Consider the following 18,635-nt stretch of genomic DNA (forward strand, 5'->3'; position numbering starts at 1 on the left):
CATGACAGTGATAACGGGACGTCATCTGGTGGCGGTGACCGCGTGCGTCAGTGGCGTCGCACATACCTATATGGCTGCCGAACGGCTGGAAAAGCTCTGCCAGCAGGAGAAGTGGAGCGTTAACATCGAGACGCAGGGAGCGCTGGGCGTTGAGAGCGAGCTTACGGAAGAGGACATTCAGCGTGCAGATGTCGTATTGCTCATTACTGATATCGAACTGGCGGGCAGTGAACGTTTCGAGCATACGCGCTACGTGAAGTGCGGTATTAACGCCTTTTTACGTGACCCACAAAAGGTGATGGGCGCGGTGCGTAAAATGCTATCCGCTCCGCAGCATACTCAGGTCATTCTGGACTAGCGGCCTTCCCGGTGAGCTGGCTGTGATACTGGCGACGGTACTCTGACGGCGAACGCTCCGTGTTCTTGCGAAATAACCGGCAGAAATAGTTGCTGTCGACAAATCCGCAGGCATGCGCCACCTCTTTCACTTTTAAATCATACCCTTTCAACAGCTGGCGCGCGTGTTCCAGCCGGGTATGCGTCAGGTATTCATTGAAACCCACAGCGCCCGTTTTCTGGAACAGATGCGACAGGTAGTTTGGGGAGATATAAAACGCCTGCGCGACGGATTCCCGGGTAAGCGGAGTGGCGTAGTGTTCGTCAATATAGACCCGAATCGCTTCAAAGAGAGCCTGACTGCGGGAGGCGGTTTGGATCTGACTCCCCAGCAGGTCGACGCAGTGGCTAAGCAGGCTGGCGATAATCAGCCGCGCGGTTTGCTGCTCGTGCGGTTGCATCTGCATTTCATGGAGCGTTTGTAAGAGTAGCGATCCAATGCGCGGACCGCGGCGGGCAACGTGCTGCTTCGCCAGGTTACGAACGTCTACACCATCCCAGTGCAAAAGGCTAAACCCAAGCTGCTGTTTACCAAACAGGATGCTCAGCGTGGTTGCGGGGGCTTGCCATTGTGGATTATTCCAGCCGCCAGCCGGGACGTATAAAACATCACCCTGATGTAAAACGCAGTCAGCCAGGTCTTTCATCGAACCTTCGATCACCATCTCCAGACGCGGAAAATCGACCTGCAAGGCAAATTCGGGGGCGGAGGTCGCAGGGTTTGCAAAATGCACCTGACGCAGCGGCGTTGTGCCGTTGATCAGGTCAGTCAGGATATGAGTGATGTCGTGGTGCATGGTGTGGATACCAGGATATTGCCGGGTGGCGCTAACGCTTACCCGGCCTACTTAACGTAGGCCCGTGCAAGCGCAGCGCCGCCGGGCGTAAAGCATTAGCCGGTGTTACGCATACCCGCCGCAACGCCCGCAATCGTCACCATCAGCGCCTGTTCAACGCGCGGATCCGGCTCTTTACCTTCCTCTTCCGCCAGACGCGAACGGTGCAGCAGCTCTGCCTGCAGAACGTTCAGCGGGTCGGTGTAGATGTTACGCAGCTGGATAGACTCTGCAATCCACGGCAGGTCCGCCATCAGATGTGAGTCGTTAGCGATGTCCAGCACCACCTTGATGTCGCCTTCCAGCAGTTCGCGCAGCTCTTTACCCAGCGCCCACAGCTCTGGTTTCACCAGACGCTGGTCGTAGTATTCCGCCAGCCACAGGTCAGCTTTCGAGAAGACCATCTCCAGCATACCCAGACGGGTAGAGAAGAACGGCCAGTCGCGGCACATGGATTCCAGTTCGTTCTGTTTGCCGTCTTCCACCACTTTTTGCAGCGCGGCGCCGGCACCCAGCCAGGCGGGCAGCATCAGGCGGTTCTGCGTCCAGGCGAAGATCCACGGGATCGCGCGCAGAGACTCTACGCCACCGGTTGGGCGACGCTTCGCAGGACGTGAGCCCAGCGGCAGTTTACCCAGCTCCTGCTCAGGCGTGGCCGAGCGGAAGTAAGGGACGAAATCTTTGTTTTCACGCACGTAGCCGCGGTACAGATCGCAGGAGATATCGGACAGTTCGTCCATGATATGGCACCAGGATACTTTTGGCTCCGGCGGCGGCAGCAGGTTTGCTTCCAGGATCGCGCTGGTATAGAGCGACAGGCTGCTGATGGTCACTTCCGGCAGGCCGTATTTGAAGCGGATCATCTCGCCCTGCTCGGTGACGCGCAGGCCGCCTTTCAGGCTTCCCGGCGGCTGCGACAGCAGCGCTGCGTGTGCCGGTGCGCCGCCACGGCCAATTGAACCACCGCGTCCGTGGAACAGGGTCAGTTCAATACCGGCTTTCTCGCAGGTTTTGATCAGTGCGTCCTGCGCCTGATACTGCGCCCAGGATGCCGCCATCACGCCCGCATCTTTAGCGGAGTCGGAATAGCCAATCATCACCATCTGTTTGCCCTGAATAAAGCCGCGGTACCAGTCGATATTCAACAGCTGGCTCATGACGTCGTTGGCATTGTTCAGGTCGTCGAGGGTCTCAAACAGCGGGGCGACCGGCAGAGCGTAGTCGATTCCCGCTTCTTTCAGCAGCAGATGAACGCCCAACACGTCGGACGGGGTCTTCGCCATGGAGATCACATAGGCGGCCACCGATCCTTTCGGCGCATCCACGATCGCTTTACAGGTGTTGAGCACTTCGCGGGTTTCGTTGCTTGGCTCCCAGTTGCGCGGCAGCAGAGGGCGCTTCGAGTTCAGCTCGCGGATCAGGAAGGCCTGTTTGTCGGCTTCGGACCAGCTTTCATAATCGCCGATGCCGAGATAGCGGGTCAGCTCGCCCAGCGCTTCGGTATGACGGGTACTTTCCTGACGGACGTCGATACGCACCAGCGGCACGCCGAAACACTTCACGCGGCGCAGGGTGTCGAGCAGTTCGCCGTTAGCGATGATGCCCATCCCGCAGGCCTGCAGTGATTTATAGCAGGCGTAGAGCGGCTCCCAGAGCTGTTCGTTCTGGCTGAGCAGGCCTTCCGGTTTTGGCAGGCGCTGACCTTTCAGACGCGCTTCCAGCCAGGCCTGAGTGGCCATCAGCTGACCACGCAGTTTTTTCATCAGGAAACGGTACGGCTCGCTGGCACCTTCTTCCCCGGCCAGCGCGCGCAGTTCCGGCGTTGCCTCAACCATCGACAGCTCGGAGATCAGCACCTGAATGTCTTTCAGGAACAGGTCGGTCGCTTTCCAGCGGCTCAGCAGCAGGACATGACGGGTGATTTCCGCGGTCACGTTCGGATTACCGTCGCGGTCGCCGCCCATCCAGGAGGTGAAGCGCACCGGAACAAAGTCGACCGGCAGGCGGTAACCGAGGTTCTCTTCCAGCTGTTCGTTCAGCTCGCGCAGGTAGTTAGGCACCCCTTCCCACAGGCTGTTTTCCACCACCGCAAAGCCCCATTTGGCTTCGTCGACCGGGCTTGGGCGATGCTTACGAATTTCATCGGTGTGCCAGGACTGGGCAATCAGCTGGCGCAGACGGCGCATCAGCTGGTTGCGTTCGTAGTCGGCAATGTCTTTGTTATCCAACTGCTTCAGACAGTTGTTCACTTCCACCATTTTGTGGATCAGGGTGCGACGGGTAATTTCGGTTGGGTGTGCGGTCAGCACCAGCTCCAGCGAAAGCGACTCCACCGCTTTTTTGATGGTGGCTTCGTTGAGGTCTGGCTGGTCTTTCAGTTTACGAAGGGTGCGGGCAATGACTTCCGGGTTGCTGGCCGCTTCGCCGTTTGGCGAAATGCTGTGGTATTGCTCAGCGGTATTTGCCAGATTCAGGAACTGGCTGAATGCGCGTGCAACGGGCAGCAGCTCATCGTTAGAGAGGTTCTGCAAGGTGGTGAGCAGCTCCTGACGACTGGCCTCGTTACCGGCACGGGAAGATTTAGACAGCTTGCGGATGGTTTCAACGCGGTCAAGGATGTTCTCCCCCAACGCATCTTTGATGGTATCTCCAAGCACTTTGCCGAGCATACTGACATTACTACGCAACGCGGAATATTGTTCGTTCATAAAAACCCAGTCACCCCATCATTTTTGTTTATGCCCAGGCGAAAATCTTCTGGACATTATTTTGTCATCTCCCTTTATAAAGCCACGTAAAACCCCCGTCGTCAATTGCTGCGAAAACGGTTCAGCAAACGAATAAATGCGGGCAATTTACGAAATTTAATTCGCATTGCGTCAGATAAGAGATGCTTATGGGAATGTGACGGAGATCATGCGATTTGTTGCCCTCACCCTAACCCTCTCCCACAGGGAGAGGGGACTCTTCGGTGCGGTTTTAATGCCAGCAGAAGTGATGCACAACCTGGGTAATCAGTTCGCGGGTGGGCTTGATGAAGCGGGTTTCCAGATATTCATCCGGCTGGTGCGCCTGGTTGATGGAGCCAGGGCCAAGGACCAGCGTTGGGCAAAGCGTCTGAATAAACGGCGCTTCGGTGCAGTAGTTCACCACGTCGGTTTTCTCACCGAGCAGTTTTTCCACCACTTCAACCAGCTGATGGTCCGGCGGGCATTCGTAACCCGGGATCGGCGGATGCAGTTCGGAGACCGTCAGGCGGCCCGGCCAGCGCTCGCTCACCGGGGCCAGCGCTTCATTCAGCAGGCCGTCGAGATCGCTCAGGGTCATGCCCGGCAGCGGGCGGATGTCCATATGCAGTTCGCAGCAGGCGCAGATGCGGTTGGAGGCATCACCGCCGTGCAGGCTGCCGAGGTTTAGCGTCGGATACGGCACGGTGAACGCCTCGTAGTGATAACGTTCTTTCAGATCGTCGCGCAGGGTCATGATGCGGCCGATGGCGTCATGCATCAGCTCGATGGCGTTCACGCCGCGCGCCGGATCGCTGGAGTGGCCGGACTGGCCCAGCACGCGCACGGCGGTAGAAATATGGCCTTTGTGCGCGCGGATCGGCTGCAGAGAAGTCGGCTCACCGATGATCGCGCAGTCCGGGCGGATCGAGGTGTTTTCAGAGAAGTAGCGCGCGCCCGCCATGCTGGTCTCTTCATCGGCGGTCGCCAGAATGTAGAGCGGTTTTTTCAGCTTCGTCACGTCCACGTCACGCAGCGCGTCGAGGATAAAGGCGAAGAAGCCTTTCATATCGGCGGTGCCCAGCCCGTAAAGCTTGTTGTCGTGCTCGGTCAGGGTGAACGGATCGCGCGTCCAGCGGCCATCGTCAAAGGGCACTGTGTCGGTATGACCGGCCAGCAGCAGGCCGCCCGCACCGGTTCCGGTGCTGGCAAGCAGGTTAAATTTGTGGCGTGTTCCGGGGACGGGCTGAACCTCAACGTTAAACCCAAGATCGCTAAACCAACCCGCCAGCAGATTGATTAAAGACTCATTGCTCTGATCCAGCGCTTCTTCCGTTGCGCTGATGGACGGTGTGGCAATCAGGGCGCGGTAGATCTCGATAAATGGCGGTAAGTTCATTTTCATTGTTGACACACCTTAGGTCGTGATAGTATCAATATTCATGCAATAAATGTGAATAAAAATACATTAACGTTGAGCATAAAGGAACCCGATGTTGAATACGCTGATTGTAGGCGCTAGCGGTTATGCGGGCGCAGAGCTTGTAAGCTACGTGAATCGCCATCCACATATGACCATAACCGCTTTGACCGTGTCAGCGCAAAGCAATGATGCAGGAAAGTTAATTTCCGATTTGCATCCGCAACTTAGGGGCATTGTCGATCTGCCGCTGCAGCCAATGTCTGACATCAGCGAGTTTACCGACGGCGTCGACGTGGTGTTTTTAGCCACCGCGCACGAGGTCAGCCACGACCTGGCGCCGCAGTTCCTGGCGGCCGGCTGCGTGGTCTTTGACCTCTCCGGCGCGTTCCGCGTTAACGACGGCGCGTTTTACGAAAAATATTACGGCTTCACTCATCAGCACCCGGATCTGCTTGAAAAAGCGGTGTACGGCCTGGCGGAGTGGAGCGCGGACAAGCTGAAAGAAGCGGACCTGATTGCCGTGCCGGGCTGCTACCCGACGGCGGCGCAGCTTTCACTGAAGCCGCTGATCGACGCAGGGCTGCTGGATCTGAGCCAGTGGCCGGTGATCAACGCCACCAGTGGCGTGAGCGGAGCAGGTCGGAAGGCCGCTATCTCTAACAGCTTCTGCGAAGTGAGCCTTCAGCCGTATGGCGTGTTTAACCACCGTCATCACCCTGAAATCACGACCCATCTGGGCGCCGAGGTGATTTTCACCCCGCACCTGGGCAGCTTCCCACGTGGGATCCTCGAAACTATTACCTGCCGCCTGAAGCCCGGCGTGAGCAAAGAGCAGGTGAACGAGGTCTTCACCCAGGCGTATGCGGATAAACCGCTGGTGCGCCTGTACGACAAAGGCGTGCCGGCGCTGAAAAACGTGGTCGGCCTGCCGTTCTGCGACATCGGCTTTGCCGTGCAGGGCGAGCACCTGATTGTGGTCGCCGCGGAAGATAACTTACTCAAAGGCGCTGCCGCACAAGCAATGCAGTGTGCAAATATTCGTTTCGGTTTCCCGGAAACGCAGGCTCTTATTTAAGGTGTGATGATGAACCCATTAATTATCAAACTCGGTGGTGTACTGCTGGACAGCGAAGAAGCGCTGGAGCGTCTGTTTACCGCGCTGGTGAACTATCGCGAATCACACCAGCGTCCGCTGGTGATCGTGCACGGCGGCGGCTGCGTGGTGGATGAGTTGATGAAAGGGCTCAACCTGCCGGTGAAAAAGAAAAACGGCCTGCGCGTGACGCCTGCTGACCAGATTGACATCATTACCGGCGCGCTGGCGGGTACGGCGAACAAAACGCTGCTGGCGTGGGCGAAGAAACACCACATCGCGTCCGTTGGCCTCTATCTGGGCGATGGCGACAGCGTAAAAGTGACCCAGCTCGACGAAGAGCTCGGCCACGTTGGACTGGCACAGCCAGGTTCGCCTAAGCTGATTAACACGCTGCTGGAAGGCGGTTTCCTGCCGGTGGTGAGCTCTATCGGCGTGACCGAAGAGGGCGCGCTGATGAACGTCAACGCTGACCAGGCGGCGACGGCACTGGCGGCAACGCTGGGTGCGGATCTGATCCTGCTCTCCGACGTGAGCGGCATTCTGGACGGTAAAGGCCAGCGCATTGCGGAAATGACGCCTGAGAAAGCCGAGCAGCTGATTGCTCAGGGCATTATTACCGACGGCATGATCGTCAAAGTGAACGCCGCGCTGGATGCCGCACGCACGCTGGGCCGTCCGGTGGATATCGCCTCCTGGCGTCACGCGGAGCAGCTCCCGGCGTTGTTTAACGGCACGCCGATTGGCACGCGTATTTTAGCGTAATTTTTTATTGAATGACCGTAGGCCGGGTAAGCGTAGCGCCACCCGGCGGAACTAACGAATAAAGGAAGCATGTTATGGCACTTTGGGGTGGGCGTTTTACACAGGCAGCGGATCAGCGGTTCAAACAGTTCAACGACTCTTTGCGCTTCGACTACCGCCTGGCCGAACAGGATATTGTCGGCTCTGTGGCCTGGTCCAAAGCGCTGGTGACGGTGGGCGTACTGACCGCAGACGAACAATTACAGCTGGAAGAAGCGCTGAACAATCTGCTGGAAGAGGTGCGTCTTAACCCGCAGCAGATCCTCGAAAGCGATGCTGAAGATATTCACAGCTGGGTGGAAGGCAAGCTTATCGACAAAGTCGGTCAGCTGGGTAAAAAGCTGCACACCGGGCGCAGCCGTAACGACCAGGTCGCCACCGACCTGAAGCTGTGGTGTAAAGACACCGTCGGCGAACTGCTGGCGGCCAACCGTCAGCTGCAGAGCGCGCTGGTGGAAACCGCGCAGAACAACCAGGACGCGGTGATGCCGGGTTATACCCACCTGCAGCGCGCGCAGCCGGTGACCTTTGCGCACTGGTGTCTGGCCTACGTTGAGATGCTGGCGCGTGATGAAAGCCGTTTGCAGGATACCCTGAAACGTCTGGACGTCAGCCCGTTGGGCAGCGGCGCGCTGGCCGGTACGGCGTATGAAATCGACCGCGAACAGCTGGCAGGCTGGCTGGGCTTTGCCTCCGCCACCCGTAACAGCCTGGACAGCGTCTCTGACCGCGACCACGTGCTGGAGCTGCTCTCCAATGCGTCTATCGGGATGGTGCACCTGTCGCGCTTTGCCGAAGACCTGATCTTCTTTAACTCTGGCGAAGCGGGCTTCGTCGAGCTGTCCGACCGCGTGACCTCAGGCTCATCCCTGATGCCGCAGAAGAAAAACCCGGACGCGCTCGAGCTGATCCGCGGCAAATGTGGCCGCGTGCAGGGCGCGCTGACCGGCATGATGATGACCCTGAAAGGGCTGCCGCTGGCGTACAACAAAGACATGCAGGAAGACAAAGAAGGGCTGTTCGACGCGCTCGACACCTGGCTGGACTGTCTGCATATGGGCGCGCTGGTGCTGGACGGCATTCAGGTGAAACGTCCGCGCTGTCAGGAAGCGGCACAGCAGGGCTATGCGAACTCTACCGAACTGGCGGATTATCTGGTGGCGAAGGGCGTACCGTTCCGTGAAGCGCACCATATTGTGGGTGAAGCGGTAGTGGAAGCCATTCGTCAGGGTAAACCGCTGGAAGATCTGTCGCTGGCCGACCTGCAGAAGTTCAGCGCGGTTATCGGGGATGATGTGTATCCGATTCTGGCGCTGCAGTCTTGCCTGGATAAGCGTGCTGCAAAAGGCGGCGTGTCGCCGAAGCAGGTGGCGCAGGCGATTGCGGATGCGAAAAACCGGTTGGTTTGATTTGTGCGGGCTGGTGCCCTCACCCCGGCCCTCTCCCACGGGGAGAGGGAGCAAACACTAAAAATGGCAACTTCGGTTGCCATTTTGCTTTTACCTCGGGCTTTTTTACGCAAAAAAAAATGCGGACCACGGGGTCCGCAAAAGTTCACGTTGGCTTTAGTTGTTCGAGTTTTGAGAGAAACTCGCTGACGGTGCAGGGACGTCAAGGGTCAAACACGTGCCGCCTCGTCTATGTGGTGTATTATTCAACAGAATGCTTGATAGGGATAATCGTTCGTTGCTATGCTATCTATCGCCATGAACTATCGTGGCGACGGAGGATGAATAATGAATATTCGTGATCTTGAATACCTGGTAGCGTTAGCCGAGCATCGTCACTTTCGCCGCGCGGCAGATTCCTGCCACGTCAGCCAGCCCACGCTGAGCGGTCAGATCCGCAAGCTGGAAGACGAGCTGGGCGTGATGCTGCTGGAGCGCACCAGTCGTAAGGTTCTGTTCACACAGGCAGGTCTTCTGCTGGTGGATCAGGCGCGTACCGTGCTGCGCGAGGTCAAAGTGCTCAAGGAAATGGCAAGCCAGCAGGGGGAGGCGATGTCCGGCCCGCTGCATATTGGCCTGATCCCAACCGTTGGCCCGTACCTGTTGCCGCACATCATTCCGATGCTGCACCAGACGTTCCCGAAACTCGAAATGTACCTGCATGAAGCGCAAACCCATCAGCTGCTGGCGCAGTTAGATAGCGGCAAGCTCGACTGCGCCATTCTGGCGCTGGTGAAAGAGAGCGAAGCGTTTATTGAAGTGCCGCTGTTCGACGAGCCGATGATGCTGGCGATTTATGAAGATCACCCGTGGGCGAACCGCGATCGCGTGCCGATGGCCGATCTGGCCGGCGAAAAGCTGCTGATGCTGGAAGACGGTCACTGCCTGCGCGATCAGGCGATGGGCTTCTGCTTTGAAGCGGGTGCGGATGAGGATACCCATTTCCGCGCAACCAGTCTGGAAACGCTGCGTAATATGGTTGCGGCGGGAAGTGGCATCACGCTGCTGCCTGCGCTGGCCGTACCGCGCGAGCGTAAGCGTGATGGCGTGGTCTATCTGCCGTGCATCAAGCCGGAGCCGCGTCGCACTATCGGCCTGGTGTATCGTCCGGGTTCACCGCTGCGCAGCCGCTATGAGCAGCTGGCAGAGGCCATCCGTGGTTCTATGGATGGCCATTTCGACAGCGCGTTAAAACAGGCGGTTCAGGCCGTTTAGTGCCGCGACCCGATAGGCTTCCGCCATGGTCGGGTAGTTAAAGGTGGTGTTAACGAAGTACTCAATGGTGTTACCACCACCTTTCTGCTCCATTATCGCCTGGCCGATATGAATGATTTCCGCGGCGCGTTCACCAAAGCAGTGAATGCCGAGGATCTCTTTCGTCTCGCGGTGGAACAGGATCTTCAGCGTCCCCACGCTCATCCCCACGATTTGCGCCCGCGCCAGATGTTTAAACTGCGCGCGACCCACCTCGTAAGGCACCTTCATTGACGTCAGCTGCTGCTCGGTTTTGCCGACTGAACTGATTTCCGGGATGGTATAGATGCCCGTCGGAATATCTTCGATCAGATGCGCCGTCGCTTCGCCTTTTACCAGCGCCTGTGCGGCAATACGTCCCTGGTCGTAAGCGGCTGATGCCAGGCTTGGGTAACCAATCACGTCGCCGACCGCGTAAACGTGCGGCAGGGCGGTCTGATACATGCTGTTGACCTTCAGCTGACCGCGGCTGTCGGTTTCAAGCCCGATATTTTCCAGCTGCAGTGAGTCGGTGTTGCCGGTACGGCCGTTGGCGTACAGCAGGCAGTCTGCTTTCAGCTTTTTACCGGACTTCAGGTGCATGATCACCCCGTCGTCACAGCCTTCGATTTTCTCGTACTCTTCGTTGTGGCGAATGACCACGCCGCTGTTCCAGAAGTGGTAGGAGAGCGAATCTGACATCTCCTGATCGAGGAACGCCAGCAGGCGGTCGCGGGTGTTGATCAGGTCAACTTTGACGTCCATTCCGCGGAAGATCGACGCATATTCGCAGCCAATGACCCCTGCGCCATAGATAATGACGTGGCGGGGTTCATGGTGCAGGCTCAGAATCGAGTCGCTGTCGTAGACGCGCGGGTGCGAGAAGTCCACGTCGGCGGGATGGTACGGGCGTGAACCGCAGGCAATCACAAATTTTTCAGCCGTGATGGTTTCGACCGAACCGTCGTGGCATTCGAGTGCCAGGGTGTGTTCATCCACAAAATGCGCGTTGCCCTGCAAAATCTCACAGTGGTTACGCTCATAAAACCCCTGACGCATGCGCGTCTGCTGGTTAATAACGGTATCCGCGTGATTCAGGATGTCAGCAAAAGATGAACGAAGAAGTCGGGAGTGGTCGCTGTAAAGAGGGTTCTGGTTAAATTCGATAATGCGGCTAACGGCGTGGCGGAGGGCTTTCGAAGGGATGGTGCCCCAGTGGGTGCAACCGCCGCCGACATTATGGTAGCGCTCGATGACCGCTACTCTGGCTCCCTGTTTCACCAGACCCATAGCAGCACCTTCGCCGCCGGGGCCGGAACCAATAACTATTGCGTCGTAATCGTAGGAATGTGGCATGGCAAGGCTTACCTGTTCTTATACATAAAAGCAACAGAATCATAACATCATTGCCAGAGTAACCCAATTATCGTTGTGCTTTTTTCCGGCAGTGGAGCACAAACCGCACGTAAACAATCATTCACAAAGCCAGGCAAACAGATTAATTTTATTCTCTGGTATAGTGCCATCAGGCCTTTGGAAGGATTCAACTATCGTGATGGGCGTAAGAGCACAACAAAAAGAGAAAACCCGGCGTTCGCTGGTGGAAGCCGCATTCAGTCAACTGAGTGCTGAGCGGAGTTTTGCCAGTTTGAGCCTGCGTGAAGTCGCACGCGAGGCCGGGATTGCGCCAACGTCCTTCTATCGTCACTTCCGTGATGTGGATGAACTGGGCCTGACCATGGTCGACGAGAGCGGCCTGATGCTGCGCCAGTTGATGCGCCAGGCACGTCAGCGTATCGCAAAAGGGGGCAGCGTGATCCGCACCTCCGTATCGACCTTTATGGAATTTATCGGCAATAACCCCAACGCGTTTCGTCTTCTTCTGCGCGAGCGTTCGGGGACATCGGCGGCGTTTCGTGCCGCCGTCGCGCGTGAAATTCAGCACTTCATCGCGGAACTTGCCGACTATCTTGAACTCGAAAACCATATGCCGCGTGCGTTTACTGAAGCACAGGCTGAGGCGATGGTGACGATTGTTTTCAGCGCGGGTGCCGAAGCGCTGGATGTCAGCATTGAACAACGCAAGCAGCTCGAAGAGCGACTGGTATTGCAGCTCAGGATGATCTCCAAAGGCGCGTACTACTGGTATCGCCGTGAACAAGAGAAACTGGCACATCAAACCGAAGAGTGAAGGTGAGTAATGAAACAGTCAGGTCAGGATAAAGGGACGCTGTTGCTGGCATTGATCGCTGGCTTATCCATTAATGGTACGTTTGCCGCTATTTTTAGCTCAATCGTGCCGTTTTCGATTTTCCCGCTTATTGCGCTGGTGCTGACGGTTTACTGCCTGCATCAACGTTACCTGAACCGCACCATGCCGGTGGGGTTACCGGGGCTGGCCGCTGCCTGCTTTATTCTGGGCGTATTGCTGTACAGCACCGTGGTTCGCGCGGAATATCCGGATATCGGCTCTAACTTCTTCCCTGCGGTACTGTCTGTGGCGCTGGTGTTCTGGATTGGCTCGCGCATGCGTAGCCGTAAGAGCCAGTTACCAGAGTAAAGGGTTTCGTCATTGTAGGCCGGATAAGCGAAGCGCCATCCGGCTTTTTTGGCAGGTGGCGCTTCGCTTACCTGCCCTACAATCCCAACATTACTTCGCCGTGAGCAGTACGCCGCACTCCATATGATGCGTATACGGGAACTGATCGAACAGCGCCAGACGTTCAACCTTGTGCGTCTGGCCTAATGTTTCGAGGTTCTTGCACAGCGTCTCCGGGTTACAGGAGATGTACAAAATGCGCGGGTACGCCTGCACCATCTTCTCGGTTTCGCTGTCCAGGCCACTGCGCGGCGGGTCGACAAAAATCGTCTCACACTGGTAGCTCTTCAGATCGATCCCTTCCAGGCGGTTAAACTGGCGTACGCCGTTCATGGCCTGCGTGAACTCTTCTGCGGCCATACGAACGATCTGCACGTTGTCGATATGGTTGGCGGCAATGTTGTACTGCGCGGCGGCCACCGACGGCTTGGCGATTTCCGTTGCCAGCACGCGATCGAAGTTACGCGCCAGCGCCAGCGAGAAGTTGCCGTTACCGCAGTAGAGCTCAAGCAGATCGCCCGTTGACCCTTCCGTCGCCTTCAGCGCCCACTCCAGCATCTGCACGTTCATCGCGGCGTTCGGCTGGGTGAAGCTGTTCTCGACCTGACGATACACCATCTCTTTACCCGCTACCGGCAGGCGCTCGTCGATGTAGTCCTGATCCAGCATGATTTTGGTTTTGGTCGCCCGGCCAATCAGGTGAACGTTGATGTTCTGCGCACGCAGCCCATCGCGCAGCGCTTCCGCCTGCTCGCGCCACTCGTCGTTAAGCGCTTTGTGATACAGCAGAGAGACAATCGCCTGATTGCTTTGCGTGGTCAGGTAGTCAATCTGGAACAGCTTGTTACGCAGTACCGGATTGTTGCGCACGCCGTCCATCATCAGCGTCATCAGTTGGTTAATGAGCTCGCTCGCTGCCGGAAAGCTGTCCACGCGGATACGGGACTTCGTCTGCTGATCGAAAATGATGTGGTACAGGTCGTCGCCGTCGTGCCAGATGCGGAACTCGGCGCGCATGCGGTAGTGGCTGACAGGAGAGCGGAACACCTCGGGAACGGGCGCGTTGAAAGGCGTCATCATACTTTGCAGGCGGACGACTTTCTCTGCCAGCTGCGCGTCGTACTGTTCTGTCGGGAGGTGTTCTGGGGTCATGATGCGTCCTGAGTGATAAAGAATTACGCGGGGATTGTAGGCATTGTTCAGGGGATGTCCAGATTTAATGGCCAATAGCTGTCTGGACATCCATACGTGTCTAATTGTAGCATTCTGTTTCCGGTCTCCTGAGAGTGAAAAGGGAATCCAGTGTAAATCTGGAGCTGACGCGCAGCGGTAAAGTCTGGCGGGATGAGCGTTGTAGACACTGTGAAAATGGGAAGTCTTCATCCTTATATGCCACCTAGCCCGAAGACCTGCCGGGATCACGTCGCATTTGGTTTCATCATCGCGTGCTATCGATGAGGCCTGCGGCATCCTTCTTATATTGTGGATGCTTTAACAATGATTAAAAAAGTATCGCTGTTGACGGCGTTGTCCGTCACGGCATTTTCGGGCTGGGCGCAGGATAGCGCCGACTCGTTGGTGGTGACGGCAAATCGTTTTGAACAACCGGCAAAAACTGTTCTGGCGCCGACGTCCGTCGTAACGCGTGAAGATATTGAACGCTGGCAGGCAAAGAGCGTGGTGGAAATCATGTCGCGTCTGCCTGGCGTGGATATCGCGCAAAGCGGTGGAATGGGCTCGAACTCTTCAACTTTTATTCGCGGAACGGAATCTCGCCATGTGCTGGTGCTGATTGACGGTATTCCTTTGAATAACGCCGGGATCAGCAACGTTCCCGATCTGAGCCAAATCCCGACCTCGCTGATTCAGCGTATTGAGTACATCCGTGGCCCGCGTTCGGCCCTGTATGGCTCCGACGCGATTGGTGGCGTGATTAACATCATCACCGGACGTGACAAGCCGGGTGCAGAGATCTCAGCGGGTGTCGGCTCTAAGGGTTATCAGACCTATGACGGCGCTTTCCAGCAGGTATTGGATAAAACCAAAATCACCATGGCGGGTAACTACACCTATACCCGTGGTTTTGACATCGCCGCAAAAGATGCGCCGCGCCAGCCTGACCGCGATGGCTTTATGAGTAAATCGCTGTACGGCTCCGTGGAACAGCAGATTACCGACAGCGTGAGCGGCTTCTTCCGTGGCTTTGGTTACGACAACCGCACCGCGTATGACGGTTACGATCACTACGACGCCAATTTTATGGTGGATGGACGACCTGATACTCGCCAGCTCTACAGCCAGAACTGGGATACCGGTCTGCGTTACAACCAGGGAATTTTCCAGTCACAGCTGGTGGCGGGTTACGGTCGCAGTAAAGATCAGAACTATGATCCGAAGAAAGGGCGTTACGCTGATTCCGCCACCATGGATGATGTGAAGCAGTACACCACCCAATGGCTCAACACTGTGGAAGTCGGTCACGGCAACATTGGTGCAGGTCTGGACTGGCAAAAGCAGAAGACGCAGGCCGGAACGGGCTACCTGGATAAAGGCTACGAGCAACGCAATACCGGTGTGTTTGTTTCGGCGATGCAGCAGTTCAGCAGCGTGACGCTGGAGGCGGCGGCGCGTAATGACGACAACTCCAACTTTGGTAACCATGGAACATGGCAAACCAGCGCCGCGTGGGAGTTTGTGGATGGCTATCGCGTGATTGCCTCCTACGGTACCGCTTTTAAAGCACCGACCATGAGCCAGATCCACAGCGCTTCTTACGGCAATCCGGATCTTAAACCGGAGGAGAGTAAGCAGTGGGAAGGGGGCTTTGAAGGCCTGACGGGACCGGTCAACTGGCGTATCACCGGTTATCGCAATGATATCGATAATCTTATTAGCAGCGATCCGCATACGTATCGTTACTACAACGTTGACGAAGCACGTATTAAAGGTGTGGAAGCGACGGCACAGTTCGATACTGGCCCGGTCGGACATCAGATTTCCTATGATTATGTCGACCCGCGTAATGCAAAAACCAATGAAGTACTGGCCCGCCGTTCTAAGCAGCAGGTTAAGTACCAGCTTGACTGGCAGGTATGGGATCTCGACTGGAACCTTGCCTACCGTTATCTGGGCACACGCTATGATGTCGCGATTGATCCAGACACCTATTCGTCAGAACGCGTGAAAATGGGCGGTGTCAGTCTCTGGGATGTCGCAGTTTCGTATCCTGTCACCTCACATCTCACAGTTCGTGGTAAAATAGCCAACCTGTTCGATAAAGATTACGAGACAGTTTATGGCTACCAAACTGCAGGACGGGAATACACCTTGTCTGGCAGCTACACCTTCTAATCCGCGTCCCACCGTGCTGGTGTTTGATTCCGGCGTCGGTGGGCTTTCGGTCTATGATGAGATTCGGCATCTTCTGCCGGATCTCCATTACATCTATGCCTTCGATAACGTCGCTTTCCCGTATGGGGAAAAGAGCGAAGATTTTATTGTTGAGCGCGTGGTTGAAATCGTCACTGCGGTACAAAAGCGCTATCCCCTTGCGCTGGCCGTCATCGCCTGTAATACGGCGAGCACCGTTTCTCTTCCCGCCCTGCGTGAAAAATTCCCGTTCCCGGTTGTGGGCGTCGTTCCTGCAATAAAGCCTGCCGCGCGTCTGACGGCGAACGGCATTGTGGGTTTGCTGGCAACGCGAGGTACGGTAAAGCGTCCTTATACCCGCGAGCTGATCGACCGTTTTGCCAACGAATGCCAGATTGCGATGCTGGGTTCGGCTGAGCTGGTGGAAATGGCTGAAGCTAAGCTGCATGGAAAGGCGGTATCACTCGACGAGCTGCGTCGTATTCTTCGTCCGTGGCTGCGGATGCCCGAACCCCCGGATACCGTTGTGCTGGGCTGCACCCACTTCCCGCTATTACAGGAAGAGCTGTTAGAGGTGTTACCGGAAGGAACGCGCCTGGTGGATTCCGGTGCGGCTATCGCCCGTCGTACGGCCTGGCTGCTGGAGCACGAAGCACCCGATGCGAAATCTACCGATGCGAATATCGCGTTTTGTATGGCCATCACGAAAGAGACTGAGCAACTTTTACCCGTTTTACGCCGTTATGGCTTTGAAACGCTCGAAAAACTGTCGCTGTAGCACGGTTTTGAGCAAAAAAGAGACGGTTGAAAGTTTTTTTTAAAAGAGGGGTTGTCAACGTCTGAGAACTCCCTATAATGCGCCTCCACTGACACGGAACAACGGCTTACAGGCCGCCGGGTTAGCGGGGTTCAGAGATGAACGCCAGCAGAGAAAAGCGAAAATAATCACTTGACTCTGAATGAGGAAAACGTAATATACGGGACCTCGCAACGGTGAGCGAAAGCCGCGTTGCACTGCTCTTTAACAATTTATCAGACAATCTGTGTGGGCACTCAAAGTGACATGGATTCTTAACGTCCTCGGACGAAAAATGAATACCAAGTCTCTGAGTGAACATACGTAATTCATTACGAAGTTTAATTCACGAGCATCAAACTTAAATTGAAGAGTTTGATCATGGCTCAGATTGAACGCTGGCGGCAGGCCTAACACATGCAAGTCGAGCGGTAGCACAGGGAGCTTGCTCCTGGGTGACGAGCGGCGGACGGGTGAGTAATGTCTGGGAAACTGCCTGATGGAGGGGGATAACTACTGGAAACGGTAGCTAATACCGCATAACGTCGCAAGACCAAAGAGGGGGACCTTCGGGCCTCTTGCCATCAGATGTGCCCAGATGGGATTAGCTAGTAGGTGGGGTAACGGCTCACCTAGGCGACGATCCCTAGCTGGTCTGAGAGGATGACCAGCCACACTGGAACTGAGACACGGTCCAGACTCCTACGGGAGGCAGCAGTGGGGAATATTGCACAATGGGCGCAAGCCTGATGCAGCCATGCCGCGTGTATGAAGAAGGCCTTCGGGTTGTAAAGTACTTTCAGCGGGGAGGAAGGTGTTGAGGTTAATAACCTCAGCAATTGACGTTACCCGCAGAAGAAGCACCGGCTAACTCCGTGCCAGCAGCCGCGGTAATACGGAGGGTGCAAGCGTTAATCGGAATTACTGGGCGTAAAGCGCACGCAGGCGGTCTGTCAAGTCGGATGTGAAATCCCCGGGCTCAACCTGGGAACTGCATTCGAAACTGGCAGGCTAGAGTCTTGTAGAGGGGGGTAGAATTCCAGGTGTAGCGGTGAAATGCGTAGAGATCTGGAGGAATACCGGTGGCGAAGGCGGCCCCCTGGACAAAGACTGACGCTCAGGTGCGAAAGCGTGGGGAGCAAACAGGATTAGATACCCTGGTAGTCCACGCCGTAAACGATGTCGACTTGGAGGTTGTGCCCTTGAGGCGTGGCTTCCGGAGCTAACGCGTTAAGTCGACCGCCTGGGGAGTACGGCCGCAAGGTTAAAACTCAAATGAATTGACGGGGGCCCGCACAAGCGGTGGAGCATGTGGTTTAATTCGATGCAACGCGAAGAACCTTACCTACTCTTGACATCCAGAGAACTTAGCAGAGATGCTTTGGTGCCTTCGGGAACTCTGAGACAGGTGCTGCATGGCTGTCGTCAGCTCGTGTTGTGAAATGTTGGGTTAAGTCCCGCAACGAGCGCAACCCTTATCCTTTGTTGCCAGCGGTCCGGCCGGGAACTCAAAGGAGACTGCCAGTGATAAACTGGAGGAAGGTGGGGATGACGTCAAGTCATCATGGCCCTTACGAGTAGGGCTACACACGTGCTACAATGGCGCATACAAAGAGAAGCGACCTCGCGAGAGCAAGCGGACCTCATAAAGTGCGTCGTAGTCCGGATTGGAGTCTGCAACTCGACTCCATGAAGTCGGAATCGCTAGTAATCGTAGATCAGAATGCTACGGTGAATACGTTCCCGGGCCTTGTACACACCGCCCGTCACACCATGGGAGTGGGTTGCAAAAGAAGTAGGTAGCTTAACCTTCGGGAGGGCGCTTACCACTTTGTGATTCATGACTGGGGTGAAGTCGTAACAAGGTAACCGTAGGGGAACCTGCGGTTGGATCACCTCCTTACCTTAAAGA

14 protein-coding genes, 1 rRNA gene and 1 riboswitch are annotated in these 18,635 nt (G+C 56.2%); of the genes, 10 read left to right on the forward strand and 5 right to left on the reverse strand.

Annotated elements, in window-relative coordinates:
• Nucleotide 1: 1 nt before the first annotated feature.
• Nucleotides 2-358 (forward strand): PTS fructose-like transporter subunit IIB, encoded by a 357-nt coding sequence (locus NQ230_RS00960; protein ID WP_121423294.1) that lies wholly within the window; start codon nt 2-4, stop codon nt 356-358.
• Here the strand turns inward: NQ230_RS00960 and NQ230_RS00965 are convergent.
• The 3 genes from NQ230_RS00965 to argE all read right to left on the reverse strand — a co-directional run bounded on the left by NQ230_RS00965 (nt 345) and on the right by argE (nt 5,363).
• Nucleotides 345-1,193, reverse strand: coding sequence for a helix-turn-helix transcriptional regulator (locus NQ230_RS00965; protein WP_257259595.1), 849 nt, complete (start codon nt 1,191-1,193; stop codon nt 345-347). The two genes, NQ230_RS00960 and NQ230_RS00965, sit on opposite strands and share 14 nt — an antisense overlap.
• A gap of 95 nt (nt 1,194-1,288) precedes the next feature.
• Nucleotides 1,289-3,940: a phosphoenolpyruvate carboxylase gene (gene ppc / locus NQ230_RS00970; protein WP_257259597.1), complete on the reverse strand. Its 2,652-nt coding sequence runs from the start codon at nt 3,938-3,940 to the stop codon at nt 1,289-1,291.
• A 271-nt stretch (nt 3,941-4,211) separates the two neighbouring features.
• Nucleotides 4,212-5,363, reverse strand: coding sequence for an acetylornithine deacetylase (gene argE, locus NQ230_RS00975; protein ID WP_008501790.1), 1,152 nt, complete (start codon nt 5,361-5,363; stop codon nt 4,212-4,214).
• An 88-nt stretch (nt 5,364-5,451) separates the two neighbouring features.
• On the opposite strand from argE, the gene argC reads away from it, so the two are divergent.
• The 4 genes from argC (at nt 5,452) to oxyR (ending at nt 9,941) form a co-directional block, all read left to right on the forward strand.
• On the forward strand, nt 5,452-6,456 hold the full coding sequence (gene argC / locus NQ230_RS00980; RefSeq protein ID WP_213822952.1) for an N-acetyl-gamma-glutamyl-phosphate reductase: 1,005 nt from the start codon (nt 5,452-5,454) through the stop codon (nt 6,454-6,456).
• 6 nt (nt 6,457-6,462) lie between these two features.
• A complete protein-coding gene (gene argB / locus NQ230_RS00985) occupies nt 6,463-7,239 on the forward strand; it encodes an acetylglutamate kinase (protein WP_193942004.1) in 777 nt (258 codons plus the stop codon).
• Nucleotides 7,240-7,313: 74 nt separating this feature from the next.
• Nucleotides 7,314-8,687, forward strand: a complete 1,374-nt coding sequence (gene argH / locus NQ230_RS00990) for an argininosuccinate lyase (protein WP_121423299.1) — start codon at nt 7,314-7,316, stop codon at nt 8,685-8,687.
• Nucleotides 8,688-9,014: 327 nt separating this feature from the next.
• Nucleotides 9,015-9,941 carry a DNA-binding transcriptional regulator OxyR gene (oxyR, locus tag NQ230_RS00995; RefSeq protein WP_023333839.1) on the forward strand — a complete coding sequence of 309 codons (927 nt, stop codon included), beginning with the start codon at nt 9,015-9,017 and terminating at the stop codon, nt 9,939-9,941.
• Here oxyR and sthA read toward each other — a convergent pair.
• A complete protein-coding gene (gene sthA, locus NQ230_RS01000) occupies nt 9,915-11,315 on the reverse strand; it encodes a Si-specific NAD(P)(+) transhydrogenase (protein ID WP_008501785.1) in 1,401 nt (466 codons plus the stop codon). The two genes, oxyR and sthA, sit on opposite strands and share 27 nt — an antisense overlap.
• A gap of 196 nt (nt 11,316-11,511) precedes the next feature.
• On the opposite strand from sthA, the gene fabR reads away from it, so the two are divergent.
• Nucleotides 11,512-12,150 (forward strand): HTH-type transcriptional repressor FabR, encoded by a 639-nt coding sequence (fabR, locus tag NQ230_RS01005; protein ID WP_008501784.1) that lies wholly within the window; start codon nt 11,512-11,514, stop codon nt 12,148-12,150.
• A 9-nt stretch (nt 12,151-12,159) separates the two neighbouring features.
• Nucleotides 12,160-12,519 carry a YijD family membrane protein gene (locus NQ230_RS01010; RefSeq protein WP_008501783.1) on the forward strand — a complete coding sequence of 120 codons (360 nt, stop codon included), beginning with the start codon at nt 12,160-12,162 and terminating at the stop codon, nt 12,517-12,519.
• Nucleotides 12,520-12,609: 90 nt separating this feature from the next.
• On the opposite strand, the gene trmA is transcribed toward NQ230_RS01010, so the two are convergent.
• Nucleotides 12,610-13,710 carry a tRNA (uridine(54)-C5)-methyltransferase TrmA gene (trmA, locus tag NQ230_RS01015; RefSeq protein WP_257259606.1) on the reverse strand — a complete coding sequence of 367 codons (1,101 nt, stop codon included), beginning with the start codon at nt 13,708-13,710 and terminating at the stop codon, nt 12,610-12,612.
• A gap of 104 nt (nt 13,711-13,814) precedes the next feature.
• Nucleotides 13,815-13,989, forward strand: a riboswitch (cobalamin riboswitch).
• A gap of 66 nt (nt 13,990-14,055) precedes the next feature.
• On the opposite strand from trmA, the gene btuB reads away from it, so the two are divergent.
• From btuB to NQ230_RS01030, 3 genes are all read left to right on the forward strand, one after another.
• Nucleotides 14,056-15,909 (forward strand): TonB-dependent vitamin B12 receptor BtuB, encoded by a 1,854-nt coding sequence (gene btuB / locus NQ230_RS01020; RefSeq protein ID WP_159515128.1) that lies wholly within the window; start codon nt 14,056-14,058, stop codon nt 15,907-15,909.
• Nucleotides 15,854-16,705 (forward strand): glutamate racemase, encoded by an 852-nt coding sequence (gene murI / locus NQ230_RS01025; RefSeq protein ID WP_159515127.1) that lies wholly within the window; start codon nt 15,854-15,856, stop codon nt 16,703-16,705. The genes btuB and murI overlap by 56 nt, the downstream gene beginning before the upstream one ends.
• 381 nt (nt 16,706-17,086) lie before the next feature.
• Nucleotides 17,087-18,626: ribosomal RNA gene (locus tag NQ230_RS01030) — 16S ribosomal RNA — on the forward strand.
• Nucleotides 18,627-18,635 lie beyond the last annotated feature (9 nt).

The sequence above is a fragment of the Enterobacter asburiae genome (assembly GCF_024599655.1).
In the GTDB taxonomy this organism is placed as follows: domain Bacteria; phylum Pseudomonadota; class Gammaproteobacteria; order Enterobacterales; family Enterobacteriaceae; genus Enterobacter; species Enterobacter asburiae_D.

What these genes read in the sequence shown, in the direction of transcription:
- argH (WP_121423299.1), top strand. Translation starts at nt 7,314, where the DNA reads ATGGCACTTTGGGGTGGGCGTTTTACACAGGCAGCGGATCAGCGGTTC.
- oxyR (WP_023333839.1), top strand. Translation starts at nt 9,015, where the DNA reads ATGAATATTCGTGATCTTGAATACCTGGTAGCGTTAGCCGAGCATCGT.
- sthA (WP_008501785.1), bottom strand. Translation starts at nt 11,315, where the DNA reads ATGCCACATTCCTACGATTACGACGCAATAGTTATTGGTTCCGGCCCC.
- argB (WP_193942004.1), top strand. Translation starts at nt 6,463, where the DNA reads ATGATGAACCCATTAATTATCAAACTCGGTGGTGTACTGCTGGACAGC.
- argE (WP_008501790.1), bottom strand. Translation starts at nt 5,363, where the DNA reads ATGAAAATGAACTTACCGCCATTTATCGAGATCTACCGCGCCCTGATT.
- NQ230_RS00965 (WP_257259595.1), bottom strand. Translation starts at nt 1,193, where the DNA reads ATGCACCACGACATCACTCATATCCTGACTGACCTGATCAACGGCACA.
- NQ230_RS00960 (WP_121423294.1), top strand. Translation starts at nt 2, where the DNA reads ATGACAGTGATAACGGGACGTCATCTGGTGGCGGTGACCGCGTGCGTC.
- btuB (WP_159515128.1), top strand. Translation starts at nt 14,056, where the DNA reads ATGATTAAAAAAGTATCGCTGTTGACGGCGTTGTCCGTCACGGCATTT.
- argC (WP_213822952.1), top strand. Translation starts at nt 5,452, where the DNA reads ATGTTGAATACGCTGATTGTAGGCGCTAGCGGTTATGCGGGCGCAGAG.
- murI (WP_159515127.1), top strand. Translation starts at nt 15,854, where the DNA reads ATGGCTACCAAACTGCAGGACGGGAATACACCTTGTCTGGCAGCTACA.
- trmA (WP_257259606.1), bottom strand. Translation starts at nt 13,710, where the DNA reads ATGACCCCAGAACACCTCCCGACAGAACAGTACGACGCGCAGCTGGCA.
- ppc (WP_257259597.1), bottom strand. Translation starts at nt 3,940, where the DNA reads ATGAACGAACAATATTCCGCGTTGCGTAGTAATGTCAGTATGCTCGGC.
- NQ230_RS01010 (WP_008501783.1), top strand. Translation starts at nt 12,160, where the DNA reads ATGAAACAGTCAGGTCAGGATAAAGGGACGCTGTTGCTGGCATTGATC.